This is a genomic window from Gordonia tangerina (assembly GCF_021556435.1).
In the GTDB taxonomy this organism is placed as follows: domain Bacteria; phylum Actinomycetota; class Actinomycetes; order Mycobacteriales; family Mycobacteriaceae; genus Gordonia; species Gordonia tangerina.
On record NZ_JAKGCU010000018.1, the window covers coordinates 60,566 to 83,053 of the forward strand.

The following is a 22,488-nucleotide window of genomic DNA, read 5'->3' on the forward strand; positions in this document are numbered from 1 at the left end:
TTTTCCGCGACGTTCACCTCAGTCGGCATGCGACCCCCGGCCCAAGTGAGGTGAACGTGCCGGAAACCGGAACGTTCACCTCAGTCCGACGACGAACCCCCACATACCGGAACATCAACGTGCACAGTCGGGTCATCCACCAACGGCTGAATCGGCACCACGGCCTCACCGCGCGCCATCGTCGGCTCCTCCAGCGTCATCTCGATCGTCACCGTCTCGCCCGGCGGAATCTGCACCGCCGTAGCCACATAGGGCCGTCCGTTGAGTGGCTGCTCCACCCGCATCGGCGACGACCCGTCCACGGTGATCTCCTTGACCACCGACCCCTTGGTGGTCAGCATCTCCACGTTGGACAGGTTGGTGCCCTTCGGCAGGTTGCGCACCGTCCCGTTGGGGGCGATCACGTAGTCCGACAGCGTCAGATCATCGAGGGTGTTCGTCAGCTTCACCACCACCTTCGACTCACGCGTATCCCCGCTGCATTCGCCGGCCGTGTAGCTGATGTCGCGCCGCAGGTAGTAGTCGAGCTTGTTGCCACCCGCGTTGCCGATGGCCACCTGCAGATACGGCGCGGTGGTGTCGGAGATCTGGTGCCCCAGTTCCGTCGACTGCAGGATGCGTTCTTCGTCGGGGTGAGTGCTGTAGATCATGATCCGACGTTCCTGGACACCATGCCCGAGCGCCTCGAGCAGCGCACCGGTGTCCCCGCCCGACGACACCGCCTGATCCACCACGGCTTTCGCGATCGACTGCAGGTACAGCTTGCGTTCGGCGCTGTCGCCGCGGAACCGTTCATATGACGTGGACAGGGTGATGGGTACGACGTTGTCGGCGGTGATCGTCTCCCCGTCCGGCAGTGTCACGGGCCCGGTCACCTTCAGCACGTAGCTGAGCGCGATCGGGTCGAGCGCCATCGCCCCGTCGAGCTGTTGGCCGGACTGCCGTTTCCAGTTGGCGATCCAGATCTTCGCCGCATCGGGGAAGTTAGCGCTGAGGTTGTTGTTTCGGAAGTCGGTGTACGGCCGGTACGACGAATAGATGGCGTCGTAGTCGGGCCCGAGGTCGATCTGCGGGCGCACCGGATGCTCGAAGGTGGAGTTGGCACCCAACGTCGGAATCGTCACCCGACCATCGCGGGCGTTGAGAATCGCGAAACCGCCGACGAGTCCACCGGTTCCGCGTGCCTCCGACGGCGTCTGGAACGCCAGGAAGTAGTTGCGGGGGCCGTCGCCGCCGAGCATCGTCGGGACCAGCTGGCTGGCCACGTGAGTGCCGGTCATGGTGGCCGCGGCCTCGTCGACCTGCTCCTGCAGCTGGGTGTGCGCGTCGGACACCACGCCCAGCCAGCTCGGGTCGATGGCCTCCACCTGCGCGGCGATCTCCGACGATGTCGCGGCCACCTGCGCCAGTTGCGGTTCCGCTTCGGCCAAGGGCCCGGTGTCGAGGGTGCTGCCGTCCCGCAGTTCGGCCGGGTTGAGCGCCGACGCCAACTGCGCCGACGGCACCAGCACATCGGTAGCCAACGACTGCACCGCATCGCTCATCTGCGCCACCGAGTCCAACGGGTCACCGAGCCACGGGATCGACGCGGCCGCCGACCACACGATGCCGTGCGACCAGTCCGACGCACTCTGCGCCTTGTCCGCGGCCGCGTCGGCGGCCTGCCCGGCCGCATCCTGGTCGCCGTCGAGCGCCAACGACCGAGCTTTCGATGCATCATCACGCGCACCATCGAGGTCGCCGCGCACCTTCAGCGCCGAAAACCCCAGCCACAGCAGCACCGCCACCAGCAGCACCCCCAGCACCAGGCAGATCTGCACGATGCGGTTGCCGAGCATGCGTCTAATCATCGGGCCATCCAGTCGACGATGGCGGACACCTTGGGCGCGATCTCACCGAACACCCGCTCGAAGTCGTCCTTGGGTTTGCCCATGGGGTCGGCGATGTCGAGGTGCGCGGAGTTGGTGTCGATGCGGGCACGCGAGCCGATGATGTCGTCGAGCGATCCCGACTCCCCGTCGGCGAGTTCGGCGAACTCGGTGAGGGTGAACATGCGCTTCCACCGCACCGGCAGCAGCTGTTGGGCTTTGGCCCGGTGGTCGCGGGTCAGGCACAGCACCAGGTCGGCGTCCTGCAGCATCGGCGGCCGCAGGTAGCGGGAGGCGAATCCGGTTCCGTCGTAGCCGTGTTCGCCGAGTACCTCGACGGCGAACGGGTGCATTTCGTGGTCGTTCATCGCCCCGACGCCGGCGCTCGTCGACGACACCGACAGCCCCGCTTCTTCCGCGTGCCGCGCCAGGATGCGTTCACCCATGGGTGACCGGCAGATGTTGCCGGTGCAGATGAACAGCACCGACGCCGGTTTATCGGGTGTGCTCATGGCTCCTCCTCGAGTAGTCGCGCTATGCGTCGCAGCGTGTCGGGTTCGCCGAGGCCGGCGTGGGTGGCGTCTGCGGGGACCACCTCGACCGGTCCGACGGCCCGCCCCCACGCGTCGGGGTCGGGATTGTCGGCTGCCGCAACGTAGCAGGTGCGTCCGACGGCCACCGGAGTCAGCTCATAGTCGCGGGCAGCCTGCGCCATCGTCGCCGAGCGGGCATCGAAGCGCGCCACCGCCTCGGGGTCGCGCACCTCGGCCGCAGCCCGCAGCGGGTGGGTGGCGTGCAGTTCGTCGTCGGGCACAGTACTCAGTTCGGCGGGGGTGCGCGGGTCGAGTAAAACCAGCTGCGTCACCTCTTCGCCGGCGTCGACGAGTTGCCGGGCGATCTCGTGGGCGATCACGCCACCCAACGACCAGCCGACCAGCCGGTACGGTCCGTGCTCCTGCACCTCACGCAGGGTGGCGACGTTCCGTGCCGCCAACGCCGCCACCGTGTCCGGCATGTCGCGGCTGGCGTCGATGAGTTCGGGCAGTTGCAACCCGAACACCGGCGACGCCAACGCCTCGGCCAGCGGCCGGAACTGTTCGACGACCCCGGCTGCGGTGTGCACGCACCACACCGGGGTGCCGTCGGTGGTCTGCGACAGCCGCACCACGCGGTCGTCGCCGGTGCCCGCGTCGAGCAGGTCGACGATGTCGGCGGGTGTGGGATGGGTGAACAGCTGCGCCGCTGATACCTCGATGCCGTTGCGTGCCAGTGCGTCCCGCAGTGACAGCAGGGCCAGGGAGTTGCCGCCGAGGGCGAAGAAGTCGTCGTCCATGCCGGCCTCGACGCCGAGCACCTCGTCGAACGCCGCGATCACCGCCTGTTCGACCGGCGTGCCGGGTGCGCGCCGCGACCGCGACCATTGCGGCTCGGGCAGTCGGCGTTCGTCGAGTTTGCCCGCCCCGGACAACGGCAGCTGGTCGACGATGACGATGCGGGCGGGCACCATGTGTCGCGGCAGGGTGCGCCGGCACGCCGCCCACAGCCGGTCCGACGACGCCCCGGGGCTGACGACGTAGGACACCAGGGCGGGTCCGACGGGTCCGTCACGCAGGACGGTGGCCGCGCGCTCGGCGCCGGCGGCGGTCAGCACGGCGTCGATCTCGGCGGGTTCGACGCGTTGTCCGCGGATCTTGATCTGCCGGTCGGTGCGGCCGACGTAGACGAGTTGGTCGGCGGCCACATCGAGGCGCATCAGGTCGCCGGTGCGGTAGAGCCGTTGCCCGTCGGGGCCGGCGACGAAGCGGGCGGCGGTGAGCGCCGCGTCGCCGAGATAGCCTCGGGCAACGCCGGTTCCGGCGATGTACAGTTCGCCGACGACGCCGGGCGGGGTGGGCCGAAGCATCCGATCGAGCAGGACCGCACCGATTCCCGGACGGGGCCGTCCGATCCGGACGCGTTCCCCGGTTGTGTGGTGCGAGGTGGAGACGGTGACGGTGGTCTCGGTGGGCCCGTAGATGTTGATGACCTGCGCGGTGTGTGACCAGGTGTCGGCGAGGTCGGCGGTGAGCGCTTCGCCGCCGATGTAGACCGCGCGCAGGTCGGTCAGCACGGCAGGGGTGAGCGTGCGCATCACCGACGGGGTGGCGGTGAACACGCTGACCCGTTGTGCGCGAAGGAAGTCGGTGAGGTCACGGCCGCCGGAGACGTCGGCGGGTACGACGACGAGGGTGGCGCCGGCGGCGAAGGGCAGCAGCATGTCGTGGAAGGTGGCGTCGAAGCCGGGGCTGATGGCCATGCCGACGCGGTCGGTGGTGACGACGTCGCCGAGCGAGGCGACCCGATGCACCCCGCGGTGCGGCACACCGACGACGTTCGGTGTTCCCGTGGTGCCCGACGTGGTGATGATGTAGGCGAGTTCGTCCGGCCGCATCGGTGTGAGTGGTTCGGGTGCAACGAGTTCCGTCGGCCGCGCCGGCACCGCATCCGGTCCGATGACCCGCGCGCCGGTCACCGCGACGACCCGGTCGAGCCGCGCCGCCGGATACGTGACGTCGACGGGCACGCACGTCGCGCCGATGCGGGTGACCGCCCACAGCGCCACCACCGATTCGATGGAGCGGGGAATCTCGACCGCGATCACGTCCCCGCGCCCCAGCCCACGCTCCCGTAGCGCCCGCGCGGTGACCGACACCCAGTCGTCGAACTCGCGGTAGGTAAGCCGCCTGCGCCCGTCGTCCACGGCGATGTTGTCCGGATACCGCGCGACCGCACGGGTGAGCAGCTCCCCCAACAGCGGCGGACTCCCCTTCCCCACCTGCCGATCCAGCCCGGAAGCGCGTGGGAAAGCCGCTTCGGGGCGCGCCCCAACCGCTGGTCGAGTAGCCTCCGAGCTGGCCCCAACTGCTGGTCGAGTAGCCTCCGAGCCGCTCCCAACTGCTGGTCGAGTAGCCTCCGAGCCGCTAGGCGAGGAAGCGTATCGAGACCAGCGCCCCTCAGAGCCGGCGGTGGTCTCGATACGACCTCGGCTAGCGCCTCGGTCTACTCGACCACCAGAAGACGCACCCCCAACCGCTGGTCGAGTAGCGTCCGTGCCGCCCCCAACCGCTGGTCGAGTAGCCTCCGAGCCGCTAGGCGAGGAAGCGTATCGAGACCAGTCCCCCCACTCCGCCTCACTCAACAACTCCACCGCAGCCACCGGCGTCGCCGCATCCCCCACAACTGCCGCAACCCCAGCCCCAACCCGCTCCGCAACCACCGCAATCGCCGCATCGTCAAACAGATCCCGCGCATACTCCGCCCGCAGCCACCACCGCCCCTGCTCGGCAAAGGCAACCACATGCAGATCGAATTCGCTGCGTTGCTCCAGCAGCTCGCCGACGTCACCCAGCGCACCGCCAACTCCCCCGACGGAGAACGCCACCTGCACCAACGGATGCCGACCGGCCTCGCGCGGCGGGTCCACCAGGGCCACCACGTCGTCGAAGGCGACGAGCCCGTGGTCGATGGCGGCGAGGTCGGCATCACGTACCTGCCCGATCAGCTCCCCGACGGTCTGCCCGGCCGCCATCTGCGTGCGCAGTACGACCGTCGAGATCAGCATGCCGACGGTGCCGGCGGTGTCGGCGTCGCGACGCATCGACACCGGGGTGGCCACCGCGACGTCGTCGACGCCGCCCTGCACACCCAACGCGAGCGCCAATCCGGCGTGCAGCACATGGAATTCGCTGGCCTGGCCGCGTTCGGCGGCCACGGCCACCGCCGCCGACACCTCGTCGCCCAACTCGACGTCCACCGACCCCGTCCGCAGGTCACGCACCGCAGGCCGCTCGGCGACGAGGTCGAGCTGCCCGCTGTAGCCCTCCAGGGTCCGCGCCCAGAACGCGAGCTGCTCGTCACGCGTCGCACGGTCCTCGGCTGCCAGCCGCCCCGCAACAACATCGAATCCGGTCGCAGCAGCGTTCAGCGGAACGTCGGCCAGTAGGTCGGTGAGTTCGGCGGCGACGATGTCGGCCGACTCCCCGTCGAGCACGATGTGGTGCGCCACCAGCACCACCGCCACCGGAACCGCCTCGGACTCGATCACCCACGCCCGCACCGGTGGTGCAGCCTCGAGATCAAACGGCGCGGCGAACTCCCCGACGCGCGCGGCGAGTTCCGCAGAGTCAATGTGCCGGATCTCGGGCCGCCACCCGTCGACGGCCTGCTGACGCGGCCCATCGGATGTGGTGTGGAACTGCATCCGCAACGCAGGATGACGTGCCACCACGGTCTCGATCGCCGCCGCGGCCGCATCACCCGTGACACCGTCGGGCACGGGCACAATCGCCGGCACCCCGTAGATCGGCAGATCCCCAAGTAGCTGCGCATTCACCCACATCCGCCGTTGTGTCGGCGCCAGCTCCACGGCACCCCCGCTAACCGAGGCACTCTCGCCGCCACCGCTCCCTGAGGAGCCCGCGAGGAACGAGCGGGCGTCACGAAGGGCCTCAGCCCCACCCTCGAGCGACGCCACCACCCCCGCCAACTCCCCCGCCGACGGATTCTCGAACAGCAGCCGCGTCGGCACCCGCATGCCGAGTTCACGCCCGAGCGTCGACGTCACCCGCGTCGCCGACAGCGACGTCCCACCCAGAGCGAAGAAGTCATCCCCCGAACCGATCTCGTCGACCGGCACCTCGAGCACCTCGGCCATCACCGCCGCAACCTGCCGCACCAAATCGGCATCCGCCGACGCCACCGCACCCTCGACCACCGCAGCAGCCGGCGCGGCCCCACCGAGGACACCCCCGGACATCACCGGGAACGCCCCAGACACGTCACCCGCCGCCGCCCCGAACACCGTCAGGAAGTCTTCGAGAAACGCCTGCGCCACCTCCCCCGGCACGAACCCGGAGTGCACCACCGTCACCGTGAGCCCATCGGAGTCCTCAGCCAGCACCACTTCGATGTCGAACTTCGCATCCACGGTGGTGTTGGCCTCGTGAAGCACCGTCGCCTGCCACTCGCCTGCGCCGATCACATCCCCCGACACCGTCGGCAGCACATCCTCGTTGACCAGCAGCACCGAGATCAGCGGGTCGAAGCCGGTGTGCGCGTGGGGTCGTACCGCGCGGGCGACGACGTCGTAGGGCACGTCGGCGTTTTCGGCGGCATCCAGAGCGACGTCGCGGGCCTGCTCGACCACAGCCGCGATCGGCTGACAAGCCGACAGCCGGGTACGCAACGCAACCGTGTTGACGAACATGCCGACCACCGATTCCCAGTCGGCGGCGCTGCGTCCGTGTACGGGGACGCCGATTACGGTGTCCCACTGTCCGGTCCACTGTCCGAGCAGGTCCGCCAGCGCCGCGTGTGCCAGGTGGAACACCGTCGCCGACAACCGGTCCGCCGTCGCCCGCAACCCGTCAGCGACGTCGACCGAGAGCCGTCCTGAGATCCGCCCGGCCGCACCGGCGTCCACGCGACGTCCCGGCAGCTGCACCGGCTCACCTGCACCGTCGAGCACCGACAGCCAGTGGTCGAGTTCGCGGGTGTAGCGGCTGGCGGGGTCGTCGGGGCCGCCGAGTCGCCGCATCTGCCATTGGGTGAAATCGGCGTAACTCAGTCCCGCCGTCAGCGTCTCACCCTCGTATGCGCGCAGCAGGTCGGCCAGCACGATGCGCATCGACCAGCCGTCGATCGCGATGTGGTGCAACGCCGCCACGAAGTAGCGGGCGTCGCCGGTGTCGAAGACGCCGGCCCGGAAGCCGGGTTCGTGTTCGAGGTCGAACGGGGTAGACAGGAACGTCTCGATGGCCGGGCGGATCGCGGTGGCGTCCACCGTCTCGTGTCCGAGCACCGAATCACGACGTTCGACGATCCGCTGCACCGGCCCGGCCGGTCCGTCCGGGTAGGTGGTGCGCAGCACCGCGTGCGCGTCCACCACGGCGTCCACGGCGTGGCGGAGTCGGGTGAGGTCGATGTCGCCGTCGATGCGGATCACCACGGGCACGTGGTAGGCGGTCGACGTGGGGTCGTAGTGGTGGTGAATCCACATGCGCCGCTGCGGGTATGCGAGCGGGAGATGTTCGGGTAGCGGCAGCTGTCCGGGCCGCCGGTCGGTGCCGGTGCCACGCAGGTCGTCGACGAGTGCGGCCACCTCTCGCACGGTGCGCGCTTCGAACAGCACCCGCACCGGCACGTCGACGTCGGTGGCCGCGGACAGGCGGGCGGTGACCCGCGTCGCCGACAGCGACGTGCCGCCTGCCTCGAAGAAGTCGGTATCGGCGCCGAACTCGGTGAGCGGCACGTCGAGGACTTCGGCCCACACCGCCGCGACGAGATGCTGGGTCCCCTCCGCCAACGCCACCCGGGCCGGCGCTGATGCCCCCAATTCTGGGGACGGCAACGCGGCGACGTCGACCTTCCCGTTGCGTCCGATCGGCAGCGTCTCGACCGGGAGGATGGCGGCGGGAACGATGCTGCGCGGCAACACGTGCGTCAGCTCGGCGCGCAACATGTCGGAATTCAGGTCATGCTCGGGTTCGCCAACCACCCACGACACCAACACCTTCTCGCCGCTGCTGCTGGCACGTACGGCGGTCACCGCGGCGGCCACTTCCGGCAGCCGTGACAGCGCAGCGTCGATCTCGGACGGTTCGAGGCGGATGCCCCGGATCTTGACCTGGTCGTCGGTGCGGCCGTGGATGACCAGCGTGCCGTCGGCGCGGCGGTGCACGAGGTCACCGGTTCGGTACATGCGGTCGCCTCTACCCGATGGATCGGCGACAAAGGCTGCTGCGGTGCGCCCGGTTTCGTGGAGGTAGCCGCGGGCCAGGGCGTGGCCGGCGACGTAGAGTTCGCCGACGGTGTAGTCGGGCACCGGCCGCAGCCGGGCATCGAGGACGTGCGCGGTGACGCCGGCGAGGGGGCGGCCGATGCTGACCGTGTCGGGGGTGTCGGTGTAGCGGGCGCTGGTAACGGCGACGGTGGTTTCGGTGGGGCCGTATTCGTTGCTGAGTGTGGTGGTGGCGGTCCAGTCGCGGATCAGGCCGGCGCCGAGTGCTTCGCCGCCGACGGCGACGTGCCGCACGCCGGGCAGTCGGGCCGGGTGCAGGGTCGGCAGGACCGACGGGGTGGTGAGCAGCACGGTGACGTCGTGGTAGACGACGGTGTCGCGGAGGTCGTCGGCGGCAATGACGTCGGGCGGGCAGATCACGATGGGCGCGCCGACGATGCGCGGCGGCACCAGCCCCATCAGGTGGGCGTCGAATCCGGCTGCGTAGGTGTGCAACACGCGGTCGTCGACGGTCAGCCGCAGCCGGTCGACGGTGTCGCGGGCCCAGCCGGCCAGGCCACGATGAGTAACCACTACACCCTTGGGCACACCGGTCGTGCCGGAGGTGAAAGTGATGTAGGCGGCGTCGTCGACGTGCAGCGGACGCACCCGCTCGGCTAGGTCGAAGGGCCGGTCGTCAGGTGCGAGCTGATCGACCGCGATCCCCTCCACCCCGGAGCCGCCCAATGTCAGCACGGCGGCCGGCTTCGCGCGTTCCAGAATCGTGCGTCGCCGTTCCGCCGGGTCGGCCGGGTCGATGTTGACGAACGCCGCCCCCGTCCGAGCCGTCGCGAGGGTGGCGACCACACCCCACACCGACCGCGCAAGCAGCTGCACCACCACATCTCCCGGCCCGACACCGGCCGCGATCAGTTCCCGCGCGACCGCCGCGGACCGCCGATCAAGTTCCTCGTTGCTCATCGTGACGCCGCCATCGACCACCGCCACCGCATCCGGCCGCTCCGCGAGCCCACCACTGAGAAGTTCCGCCAACGTCTCCGCCGGCGGCGGCACCGTCGCCACCGCCGTCTCTCCCGCGAGCAACGCCGCAGTGGGCCGATCGACATCAGCAACCGCTCCCGACAGCACGTCGACCACGGCCCCGCACAGCGCTTCCAACCGCTCAGCCGACGCCACTCGGTCGGTGCACGTCATGCTCAGATGCACCCGCCCGTCAACCCGGTACATCGACACATCAATCCCAAAAAGCGGCACGTCCCCACGAGCACCCGATACCGCAAGGCGCGAGCCAAAACCGCTGGTTGAGTAGTCCGAGGCGCTAGCCGAGGACGTATCGAAACCAGCACCCCCACCACCCGCTGCTGGTCGAGTAGCCTCCGAGCCGCTAGGCGAGGAAGCGGATCGAGACCAGTCCCCCGCACCCTGGCCTCGATACGCGCCTCCTTCGTCGCCGCTACTCGACCAGAGCTCGGCCACCTCCTCCGGCACCACCCCAAACGACACCTCAAACAACGCCGTACCCGCCCCAGCCCGACCCGGATCAGCGATCTCCGCAATCTCTGTCAGCGGCAGATCCGCATGCGCAAACGCCCCGAGATCCACCTCGGTCACCGAAGCCAGCAACTCCCCGAACGGCACCTCCAGATCAACCGCCGTATGCAACGGCACCGCCCGCGCAAACAACCCGGGCACCTTCGCCAGCCGCGCATCCAACCGCCCCGACACCGCGGTCCCGATCGTCACCGTCGACGTATCCGCCTGCCGCGCAAGCACTGCCGCCAACGCGGTATGCGCCACCACGAACGCCGTGGTCCGCCGCGACACCGCCAGCGCATCCAGCGCCGCCGTCACCGACTCCCCCAGCGCACCCTCGGCCCGCACCACCTGCGCTGACCGATCCGACGCCGCCCGCAGATTCACCTCCGGCAACCGCAACGCACTCACCGGCTCCGCAAACGCCTGCGTCCAGTGCGCCACCAGCTCGTCGTGCCGCGCCGCCACCATCTGCGCGCGCCACAGCGAGTACTGCCGGTAGTCGACCCGATCAGCCCCCTCGACAGCCCGATCGGTCACCTCCGCCGCCAGCTCGTCGGCGAGAATGGGGAACGACTCCCCATCCACCGCAATGTGATGGCCGACGACGAGCAGCCATGTCTGCCCGTCGTGTTCGACGACCCGCAGTCGCCACGGCAACGACTCCGCCAGATCGATCGGCGTCACCAACCCGGCTAGCGCCGCATCCACCCCCGCCGACACATCGACGTCGGCATCGAGTTGCGCCGCCACAAACCCGGCAACCTCATCGTCGGTCCACCACCGCTGATACGGGTCGCCGTCGATCACCGGGAAGCTGGTGCGCAACGCATCATGCCGGGCAACGATCACAGCCACCGCCCGCTGCACCACGTCCACCGACGCCGACGCCAGCACCGGGAGCGCAGCATGCATGAGGTAGCCGGTGAAGTCGGGTTCGGTGCGCCACCGCAACCACACGTCCATCTGCTCGGGCGTCAGCGGCAACCGCTCCGGCTCGGCACGACGTTCCGCCAGCGACGGCAACACCTCCACCGACGCAGCACCCGCCATCCGTCGGGCAAGCGCCTCGACAGTGGGATGGTCGAAGATATCGGCGACACCCACCGGATGTCCGTCGGCGGCCAGCGCAGCGGCGAACCGCGCCGCCGACAGCGACGTTCCGCCCGCCGCGAAGAAGTTGGTGTCCGAGGCGATGTCGACGGTGTCGCCGATGACGCCCCGCATCGCCACCGCGATGGCCTCTTCCGCTGGCGTCAACGGCCGCGACGGTGTGGCCGAATCATCGAGCTGCGCCAGCAGTCTGGCCCGGTCCAGCTTCCCGGTGCTGGTCATTGGGAATCCGTCGACCACCATCGCCCGTGCCGGCACCGCATACGCCGGCAGTCGTGCCGAGCACGCGGCGAGCAGTGCGCTTTCGCTCAGCGCGGCCACGTCATCACGGTCGGCGAAGCCATCGGCGGTGACGAACGCAAGGAGCCGCTCATCTCCAGCGGCCTGCCCGTGCGCCACTACGACCCGTACATTCCCCACACCCGGGACCGCCCGCAGCACGCTGGTGATCTCACCGAGTTCGATGCGGTGCCCACGGATCTGCACCTGGTCGTCCGCGCGGCCCAGGTAGGCGAGTTGTCCGGGCGTCACTTCCCGCACCCGGTCCCCGGTGCGGTACATCCGCCCGCCGCCCCCGGCCGGGTCGGCCACGAACCGTGCCGCCGTCAGTTCCGGTGCGTTCAGATATCCGAGCGACACTTGGTCGCCCGCCACATACAGCTCCCCCACCGCCCCGAACGGCACCGGCCTCAGCCGTGAATCCAGAATCGCCCACCCGACCCCGTCGAGGGGAGCCCCGATGATGCTGCGTTCATCGTCCACGTCAACGTCGCACGCCGTGAGATGCACCGTCGTCTCGGTGATCCCATACATATTCACCAGCCGGATGCCTGAACCGCTGGTCGAGTAGTCCGAGGCATCCTTCTCGCCGGTCGAGTAGTCCGAGGCACCCTTCTCGCCGGTCGAGTAGTCCGAGGCACCCTTCTCGCCGGTCGAGTAGTCCGAGGCATCCTTCTCGCCGGTCGAGTAGTCCGAGGCGCCCTTCTCGCTGGTCGAGTAGTCCGAGGCACCCTTCTCGCCGGTCGAGTAGTCCGAGGCACCCTTCTCGCCGGTCGAGTAGTCCGAGGCGCCCTTCTCGCTGGTCGAGTAGTCCGAGGCGCCCTTCTCGCTGGTCGAGTAGTCCGAGCCCCTAGGCGAGGACGTATCGAGACCCCGCCCCACAATCGCCCTCAACGACCCCGGCTCCAACGCCTCCCCACCAAACACCACCACCCGAACCGACCCGAGTCCCCCAGACCCAACCACTCCGGGATCAGTCAACGTCGCAAACGCCGTCGGCGTCTGCGACAACACCGTCACTCCCTGCACATCCAGCGTCGCCGCCAACCGACGCGGATCGTGCACCACATCCCGATCCACCGCAACGACACACCCGCCGGACGCCAACGCCCCCAAGATCTCCCACACCGAGAAGTCGAACGCGTAGGAGTGCACCCAACTCCACACGTCCTCCGGCGCGGCCTCAACGATGTCGAGTGCCGCCCCCAGCATCGCCGCGACGTTCGCCCGGGTCACCACCACACCCTTGGGCACACCCGTCGACCCGGACGTGTGGATGATGTACGCCCCACGCGGAATCGGCTCGGCCACACCATGACCCGCACCCACCGACAACTCGAGACCCGGCAGCACCACCACCGCCGGCCGCGTCGCCTCCAACACCAGGTCGATGCGCGCCTGCGGATACTCCGGATCGATCGGCACATACACTGCATCGGCCATCAACGCCGCTACGATCGCCACCACCGCATCGCTGCCACCGGGCAGCAGCAACGCCACCCGATCGCCCGGTCGCACCCCCATCCCCTGCAACCGCCCAGCCAGGTCACCAGCCCGCGCCACCAGCTGCCCATACGTCAGCCGATCGTCACCGGCCACCAGAGCCGGCGCATGCGGTCGAAGCTCCGCATGCCGCAACAACGCCTCGAGCGGATCCATCGACGGCGCACGCCGCTCAGAGCGTTCCGGCATTGCAGGTACCGGCGCACACCCACCGACCATCGCATCCATCCCGGGGGCAACCAGCCCCGCGACGACCTCCACGAACCGATCAAGAATGTGCTCAGCGGCAACCACATCCACATGCTGCTCGGCGACGGTCAGCGTGACTGCGAGTTCGGTGTCGTCGTCGACGACGCTGAACTCCAGCGCGGTCCGCGCCTGATGCGTCGGCAACGGCTCACCACGGACGATGACCCCGGAAACTGCGGGGTCGGGTTGCCCGGCGTGATAGGCAAAGATGACGTCGGCCAGCCCGGACGGCGCCGAAGCGGCGTGCCGTTGCGCGTCACCGATGGCTTTCGCCACCCGGCCCAGCGCATCGCCGATCCCCAGTTCGCGGGTTCCTTTGAGACGCAACGGCACGGTCTGCACGAACATGCCGACGGTCTGTAGTTCGTCGCTCGAATCGCGACCGGCGACCGGCATGGACAGCACGATGTCGTCGGTGTCGGTGTAGGCGCCGACGGTGGTGGCCGCGGCCAGGCTGAGCAGTGTGTTGAGGGTGGTGCCGGCGGATTGTGCTGCGCGCGCAGCGTGCTGGCGGAGGTCGGCGCCGATGGTGCGGTTCAGGTACACCGCCGACCCGCGTGTCAGCCCGGCGGGAGTAGTGACCGCCGGAGCGGGCAGTGCGAGTCGTTCGGGTGCGCGACGCATCGTGCGTGTCCAATACAGCCCCGACGACGACGCGTCGCGTCCCGCAAGAGTGGCGCTGAAACCCACCGCCTCGGTTGTCCAGACGGGTTCGTGGCCGGTTATGCGTGCCTGCACCGCGGTGGCGAAGTCGGCGAGCACGATCGGCAACGACCACTCGTCGATCGCGATGTGGTGCGCCACCAGAACGAGTTCGACACTGTCACCGGAGGTGTCGAGCACCGCCCGCCACGGCGGGTCAACGGTGAGGTCGAACGGTGCGGCGACGGCGCGTTCGAACCCGGCCGTATCCAATATGGCAAGGGTGACCGGGGTGCGCGTCACTGCGTCGTCAGCCGATCGCACCACGGCGATCGGCTCGCCGCCGTTGTCGAGATAGATGGTCCGTAGTGCCTCATGCCGAGCGGCGACATCGCGCAAGGCGGCCTGCACAGCGACGTCGGTGACGGTATCGGACAAGGTCAAGTAGATCGGCAGGTGATAAACGATTGCAGTGGGATCGCTGCGATTGAGCAGCCAGATCTCCCGCTGCGCCCGCGTCGGCCGATACTGCACGGCCCCACCCGATTCATCGCTCATCGACCTTGTCGAGAGGAGCGGGGACGCCTTCTCAAGGACTTTCGCCAGTTCCCGCAGGGTGGTGACATCGGCGAGGTCCCGCACCTCGACCCGCACCTGCAGCGCGCTGCCGAGTTGCGCTGCGAGGTGCATGAACCCCATCGAGGTGATGCCGAGCTGCACCAGTTCGTCATCCATCGATGGCTGTTCGACGTCGGCGACCGTCGACACCGCTTCGGCCACCGCCTGCTCGGTAGCGTTCTGCGGAGCGCTGTAGCGGGCTTGGATGCGCGGCAGATTCACCAGCGCCGCAGCCACCGCCGCACGGTCGGCCTCCCCGCGTCCGTTGCTAGGGATGGTGTCGATGATGTCGACGAACTTCGGCCAGATGACCTGCGGCACCACCGAGTTGACCCGTCGCCGAGCGGCCGCACGCACATGGTTGCGGTCCACGCCCGCTTCGACCATGATCCCCACGCCCAGGCCGGCGTCGGTGGTAACCGCCACCGCTGCGGTCACACCGGAGATGTCGCGGGCGGCGCGTTCGAGGTCGCCGAGATCGACTCGTGCACCGCCCACCGTCACCAGGTCGTCGCCCCGATGGTCGACGAAGAGTTGCCCCGTCTCGACGTCGATATGCCCGAGGTCCCCGGTCGCCTCACCGTCGGCGTGGATGTACCCCATCAACCCCGACGGCAGACGCACCCCCCGCTCGTCCCGAACAACCACCGGCACCGCGACGCTCTCGAAGTCCCTCTCGGTGGTCGAGTAATCCGAGGCGCTCCCGTCGGTGGTCGAGTAGTCCGAGCCGCTAGGCGAGGACGTATCGAGACCACGCTCACCCCCACTGCCGCTCGAGCAGCCCGTCCTGGTGGTCGTGTAGTCCGAGCCGCTAGGCGAGGACGTATCGAGACCACCGCCCCAACCGACCTCCTCCTCCACATCCAGCGGCAACTCCCCCACCAACCGATCCGGCTCTTCCAGCAACGCCCGCGAAAACGTGTCAAGCATCCCCAGAAACCGCCGATGATGAACCTCCACCTCAGCCTGGCTGTACCGATTCGGGTTCGCTTCGAACGCCACCATCAGCGAGTCCGACCCCGACTTCTTCGGCATCGGATAGATGTTGATGGTCAGATCTTCGGGTGGTCCGACGGTCAGAATGTGGAAGGTGGCGGTTGCGTCTCCGCACGGAACTTCGCGGTCGAACAGCATCAGATTGAGCATCGGCCCGGACTTCTCTTGCCCGGCCGTACGTGGTGTGCGCCCCGATACCTCGTCGGCAGCCACGTCCGCCCAGATGTCTTCGCCCCGATAGCGCTGGTGTCGCAGGGCGTTCATCAGCGCGGATTGCGTGGAGCGCAGCGCGGACGCCACCGAGGACTGCGGATCGACATGCGTCCGAAGCGGAACAGTATTCGCGACGGGCAACGGCGTGGTGCGCAGTTCCTTGGTCGTGCGTGCGGCCACCGGAAAGCGAATGATCACTTCGTCGCCGTTGGCGCTACGCGCAATGTACGAGCTCAGGGCAGCGGCAATGATCGTCGGCACGATAGTCGTGGACTGAGCCGCAGCAGTCCGCAGCCGATCCATAGTGCCCTCGGGAATCACCGCAGACGTTGCCAATCCGATGGATTCGGGCAGACCGCCGCAGTGGGCAAGTGTCTTGGCGATGCCCACGCCGGCCATGGTCTGTTGCCAGGCCCGGCGATCGGTGTCGAAGCGTGTCGACGCCCGGTACTCTGCGTCGGCGCGCGCCGGCAAACCCAGGTCTACCGGGGATGACGGTGGCGGCGGCTCACCGCGCACCGCGGCCGAGTACGCCGCGAGGGCCTCCACCATCTTGTCCTTGCCGCCCATACCGTCGGAAAGCAGATGATGGCCGCGGTTGTAGAGGAGGAAATGCTCGTCCGCCAGCCGGAACAACACGCCTCGTGCTGTTCTGTCCGACCGTGGATCGAGCGGTCGGGAGTAGTCTTCGCGCATAATTGCGTCCGCCGTTGCGCGTGGATCGTCACAGTGACGGAGATCCATCACCTCCACCCAATGATGCAGTGCGGGGTCGTAGACGCCGACTGGCCCCTCGGCCGAGTCTTCGAACCGTAGCTGTGTGAACATGGCTTCCTCCACCACGCGGCTGGTGTCGCGAACGAACTCGTCGACCTTAAGCGGGCCGATGATTTCTGCAACTTGGGCCGTGTTGATGGGTACCTGAGGATTGACCCGCTGAATCGACCAAATATGTTGCTGGGCAGAGCTAATGCCGAAATGTCGCGGCGTCATCGGGACTTGCTCCGACTGGCAAAAGGACTCCGGCATCGCCTGCTGTTAATGGCAACTATTCGCAGGTAGCCCGGAGCCTCCTCGTTGCTACTAGTGAGTCGCCCAGAACGGGGCCACCCTAGGCATTCGGCAACTCCGACCGTCTGGAACGTGGCAGTTGCTTCGCCGCAGGGAAATGTACGCTCGAACGGCATCAGGTTGAGGATCCGACCGGCGCGTTCCTGCGCAGATGTCCGTGGTGTGCGCCCGCTGGTCTTGGGCGCAACGACATCGGCGCAGATGTCTTCACCGCGAAACCGCTCATGCCGGAGAGTACGCATCAGCGCCGATTGTGTTGTCTTGAGTGACATCGCCACTGTCGAATGCGACGGGACGCGCGTACGTAGTGACACGGTGTTGGCGACCGGGAGTGGTTTCGACCGTGGATCTTTCGTTGTAGGCGCTGCCACCGTAAACTGGAAGATCACTTCGTCGCCGTCGGTGACACGACTCAGGTACGCTCCGAACGCAGCCGCTATGACGGTCGGCAGGATCGTCGAGTTGTGCTCGGCTGCAGCGCACGCTGCGGCAATCGCAGCATCGGGGATAGCGGCCGATTCCTGCCGACCGATGGCCTCCGGTGGGCCCTCGCGGTGTGCGAGCGTCTTCGCGATACCGACGCCTGCCATCGCCTCTCGCCAGTGTGCGAGATCGATCTCGAATCGCCGCGAGGCGCGATACTCCGCGTCCTCACGTGCCGGCAGGTCGAGGTCAACGGGATTTGGTGGTGGGGGCGGCTCAACTCTCACGCCAGCCGTATAGGCAGCCAGCGCCTTGACCATACGGTCTTTGCCGCCCATGCCATCGGTCAGCAGGTGGTGAGCCCGGATGTAGACGAGGAATTTGCCGTCAGACATGAGGAACAGGAAGCCTCGGGCGGTGCGATCGACGCGCGGATCTACAGAGTTTGGCGGCGACGGAGGTTCTCCTCTCACCCCCGCCGTGTACGTAGCCAGCGCTTCAACCATTCGGTCCTTACCGCCCACACCGTCGGTCAGCATGTGATGCGCACGGTTGTATATCAAGAACTTGCTGTCGGACAGCACAAACAGGCATCCGCGTGCTGTGCGGTCGACGAGAGGATCAACAGGACGCGAGTAGTCCTCCCGCATCATGTCTTCTGCAGTGCACCGCCGATCGTCCTCGTTTCGAAGGTCGATCACGTCGGGCCAGTAGTGAAACGCCGGATCATAGATGCCGACTGGGCCTTCATCTGTATCCTCGAACCAGAGTTGGAGGTACATCCCCTCGCGCACAGACACACTCGTGTGATAGCCGAATGCGTCCACATCAATGGGGCCCTCCACCTCCGCATATTGGGCTACGGTCAAGGGCACGTCTGGCAGTGCCAACTGGATCGACCAGAGTGACCTCTGCGCCTTACTAAGAGCGAAAATCTGCCGACCCAAGTCCCCATTCATAGGACACTGTTACCCGAGGATGGGAAGTCCATACCCACAACTGCCGATTGACACAAGACAGCTGCTCGCCCAGAACGAAGCGACAAAAACGCCGGCGGCGAGCGCAGCAGCCCCACGAAGCGCTCTGCTACTGAAAGCAATCTAGCCCGGATATCGGCAAGCAGCCTGCTGCCAAGGCCACAACGTCCCCCAGAACCAGCGTCGACATTGTAAACAGATCTGGCCTCTAAAGTACTGATGGCACCCAGGCTACAAGCCCGCGAATGATCCCGTACGACCGAATCCATCATGAATGTTCTCGATCACCGGCGTCGGCCAAATACCCATACTCACCGCCAGTACCGCTCGCCGGAACATCATTAATGACCACACCAAGGACATCAACACTCGCAATGTCCAACTGCCTAATTGCTGCGGCCGCATCAGTTACCCCAGTCGAGCCCGACCTGACAACGAAAACGACTCCGTCAAGCCACTGACCAACGACCAGAGCATCAGCAACCGGAAGAACAGGAGGCGAGTCCACAACCACCATGTCGAAACTATCTCGAAGCACTTGGAAACCCGCACCTGAACGATTCGATCCCAAGAGTTCTGAGGGGTTCGGTGGCAGACTGCCCGCGGCGAGCACTGAAAGACCAACTGTGCGCGAACTTTGAACGAAGTCCAAAATGTCCCCGTCGCCATGCAGATAATTCGACAGTCCCACGGCGATGTCGACACCACTACTGCGTGACGCGGTCGGACGCCTCAAATCTGCGTCAACCAACAAAACCTTCTTTCCGCTCTCGGCAATCGACGCTGCCAGATTCAGTGCTGTTGACGTTTTACCTTCTGAAGCACCGGCGCTCGTGACAAGAACGAGACGGGGCGGGTTATCGATATCGATGAACGACAGGTTTGCACGCAACTTACGATAAGATTCGGCAACAGGAGTTGAACCGCTCGAGAAATCCACCACATTGCCCGAAGAAGTCCCTGGATACGACGGCACGGAACTCAGCACTGGCCTTTCGGTAATCCGACGCACGGCTTCCTCACTACGGACGCTGGAGTCAAGTCGTGACAACACTAGACAGAGTACGAGCCCTAAAATAAGGCCAACCATAACCGACACGAAGGTATTACGAACAATCTGCGGTGACACAGGGGCATCTTCCACCTGGCCAGGGCTCACTACCGTTAGCTTCGCCAATGCTGGACCACCCGAGTTGGGACTCTCCAGCTCGGCGACATAGCGCACGAGCTCGGCCGCGACAGCATTGACAAGTACAGAAGCTTCCCTCGGATCGCCGCTCACGGCAGATACCGACAAGAGGACCGTATCGGGAGCCGCGCTTGCAGAGACCGCTGACATCGCTTCCGACTGCGATAAAGAAACTCCTGAAACCTCCAGAGCATTCGAAATTACTTCATCAGACGTGGTTAGACTGACATAGGAAGCGACTCGCTGCTGCGACGCTAGACCGCCTTGGTACGCAGATGCAGGATCATTACTGGGTGCTGACGAAACATACAAAGTCGAGGTGGACTTATAGACTGGCTGCTGAATCCAACTAAACGCCATCCCAAGCACTCCGCAGACCAGACTCACAATGAGAACAATCCACCACTTGTCTCGAACAATTCCGAGTATGTCGCGAAGTGCAGTAGCACCAGAATCGACCTCACCCGGCACAGCGTTTAAAGAGGACATTGACAGAACTTTCTCTCGAACTTAAGAGTAGGAATAGGTATTTAAGCGACACAAATCTGCAAAGTCGAATAGTACAACATTCACCACTTGCTATCTGTATCGGTCATCACCTGCTCCAGAGGACCTGACAACCGAAGCAGGAACACCAGCAACAACCGTCCTCGACTGCACATCCTTGGTCACGACCGCGTTTGCTCCGATTACCGAATCAGATCCAATAAAGATGGAACCCTTGTATGGAGAGACAACAACCGCGCCGCAACCAATTACAACGCGGTCGCCTATATATACACGGCTCGCCGAACCGGGACTATCCGTGACAGATAGGGTTACGCGATGCCATAGCATTACATCGTCCCCGATTGTCACATTAGGGTGAACCGTTACACCTGAACCATGATGCCCAAGGCGAAGCCGCTCTCCGACGCTTGCTTCAGGCGGTAGCACGCTCTGATTAAGCAAGAATAGAAATGCTTTGATACCACGCGCGATACGCCTAAATCCTCGACCGTGGAGGAGAATTGCTAGGTACCATAAACGAACAACCATCACTCCCCTTAACCTATCGAGGATGCTTCGTCGATAATTTGACCAATACGAGCCATAAAAGAACTCTCCGTAAACCGATCCGCCGACCGGCGTATAGCCGCACGATCCCATCGCCGGACCATGGCCGTTCGAATACCCTCCGAAACGTCGGGCGACGACAGGGAATCGACAAACACCCCATTAACGCCCTCGATAACGGTATCTAGATAACCACCTGCGCGCAGAGCAACAACAGGGGTCCCAAAAGCATGCGCCTCAATGGGTGTCAACCCAAAGTCCTCATGCGCCAACGCAACCAACGCTCGTGCTTGCCGATAAAGCCAGCGCAACTCTGATTCGTCGACCCTTCCAAGTGCCAATACGCCGCCCAACGAGGCGCTACGAGAACCGGTGCTTCCCCCCACAACCACGAGTTGAACACCCGCTGCCTTGGCCGCGGCCGCCGCTACTTGAACATGCTTATAGCCGCGAGGTCGCGCAACAACCAGCATGAAGCTGTCGTTCACACCCAGAACCGGGGTCATCTCCCCTTGGACATCAACAGTGACTGGCGGGTGTACAACAACCGCTTCGCGTCTGTAAACGCGCTCGATCCTCCTAGCGACGGCCGACGAGTTCGCCACTAGGATCGAAGCCGTCGCTACAGCACGTCGATCCCAGCGCTCAAGCACACCTCGCATGCCACAGTAGGCTGGGTAGGCGAACCTAGTCGGCCCCTTAAAGTAGTCCTCAGGCTCATAAAGCCAACGGGCCGGAGTGTGGAAATATACAACTTTGGGGCAGGTAGTCACTATCCCGTGCGACCACCCGCTCGAGCTGCAGAGAACTACATCATGGTCCCCGATACTGATGCCCTCAAATACTCGCGGAAGCACAGGAAAAAGAAGCCGAGGATCCCGACGACCCACGATATCGAGAGCCCTGCCGTACGCGGTGACCTCGATTGAGCGAAAATCCCCAAAGGTAGCCTCTGGGCGATAGAAGCTTGTATAGAATCGGTCGACCCCAAGATTCAAGGCAAGTGATAGCGCGACCCGTTCAGCCCCACCGGTTTGCGTAAGATAGTCATGAACCAACCCGATACTCTTCGTTCTTGTCGGCTCAGATTTCCTATGCGGTAGGTCACGAGCGATACTCATGTATGTCACCGTCCAGTCTCAGAGCGTTGCAACAACACGCCACCAGCAAGCCCAGATCGCGTCCGTCGATTTAAGTAGCGTGAACTTCTCGCGTTTCCGAACAGGAGGAATACGATCAACATCGACGCCACAACGCACGATACGATCGTCAGACCATAATAAAGGTCGAAAGCGGACCCCCCCAGAAAGAAGCGCACTGATACGACCATTACGACCGCGAGCCAGAACCTATCCGAGTAGAATAGAATCAGCGCGGAAAGCAGTGCGACTATCAACATCAGTGCCATCAATCCTATTGAATAGGAACCAAACGAAAGCCGAAGATATCCAACTGGTGACAAGAACTGTCCGCTAGCGCCATAGCCCAAATATTGAGCGCTTATAGATGCGGTAAAATCTCCGGGCTTGCTCGGCCAGATAGCACGCGGCACAAAGTTCGTTACAACGCTCAGGAGATCAAAGTAGTGAGGCTCAACCTCGCCACTCAGTATGGAGGAAAGCCTATACCCGTCGAGCGTATCTACTCCGGACTCATATACAGACTTGAGCGGATGTCGAAGTGTGTCTAGCGCAATCTGATAGTTACTATAGCCCAAACTACGCCACGCATTGGCCCTGGAGTTAGACATATATGCGGCAACAACTGAAAAGACCGATACTAGGCCTCCAAAGGCAAAGACACGGCGCCAAGTAAGCTCCCGACGAGCTACATACCCAGCTGCGAACGCAATAAGTACAACCAATAGCGGACTCCTAACGTTCTCAAAAATGAGATAAGCGATAAGAACAAACGACACCAACAACACGGTTCTGGAGCGAAAGAATCTGTTAAACGCAGCCATCGCTATACCACACACGA

6 protein-coding genes and 1 pseudogene are annotated in these 22,488 nt (G+C 65.3%); all 7 read right to left on the minus strand.

The genetic code is table 11. From position 1 onward, the window contains the following. Nucleotides 1-80: 80 nt before the first annotated feature. Nucleotides 81-1,850, minus strand: a complete 1,770-nt coding sequence (locus tag L1892_RS17570; RefSeq protein WP_235724936.1) for a DUF4012 domain-containing protein — start codon at nucleotides 1,848-1,850, stop codon at nucleotides 81-83. Beyond that, nucleotides 1,847-2,380, minus strand: coding sequence for an arsenate reductase/protein-tyrosine-phosphatase family protein (locus L1892_RS17575; protein ID WP_235724937.1), 534 nt, complete (start codon nucleotides 2,378-2,380; stop codon nucleotides 1,847-1,849). The genes L1892_RS17570 and L1892_RS17575 overlap by 4 nt, the downstream gene beginning before the upstream one ends. Further along, nucleotides 2,377-16,821, minus strand: coding sequence for a non-ribosomal peptide synthetase (locus L1892_RS17580; protein ID WP_372475179.1), 14,445 nt, complete (start codon nucleotides 16,819-16,821; stop codon nucleotides 2,377-2,379). Before L1892_RS17580 ends, L1892_RS17575 begins: the two co-directional genes overlap by 4 nt. After that, nucleotides 16,782-18,131, minus strand: a complete 1,350-nt coding sequence (locus tag L1892_RS17585; protein ID WP_235724939.1) for a condensation domain-containing protein — start codon at nucleotides 18,129-18,131, stop codon at nucleotides 16,782-16,784. The genes L1892_RS17580 and L1892_RS17585 overlap by 40 nt, the downstream gene beginning before the upstream one ends. Before the next feature lie 400 nt (nucleotides 18,132-18,531). After that, the gene (locus L1892_RS17590; RefSeq protein WP_235724940.1) at nucleotides 18,532-19,941 is read right to left on the minus strand and encodes a tyrosine-protein kinase domain-containing protein; all 1,410 of its coding nucleotides are present in this window, start codon (nucleotides 19,939-19,941) and stop codon (nucleotides 18,532-18,534) included. Between the two features lie 557 nt (nucleotides 19,942-20,498). After that, nucleotides 20,499-21,014 carry a glycosyltransferase gene (locus L1892_RS17595; protein ID WP_235724941.1) on the minus strand — a complete coding sequence of 172 codons (516 nt, stop codon included), beginning with the start codon at nucleotides 21,012-21,014 and terminating at the stop codon, nucleotides 20,499-20,501. A 24-nt stretch (nucleotides 21,015-21,038) separates the two neighbouring features. Next, nucleotides 21,039-21,629: pseudogene (locus L1892_RS25055) on the minus strand (glycosyltransferase); the annotation flags it as partial. Between the last annotated feature and the right edge of the window lie 859 nt (nucleotides 21,630-22,488).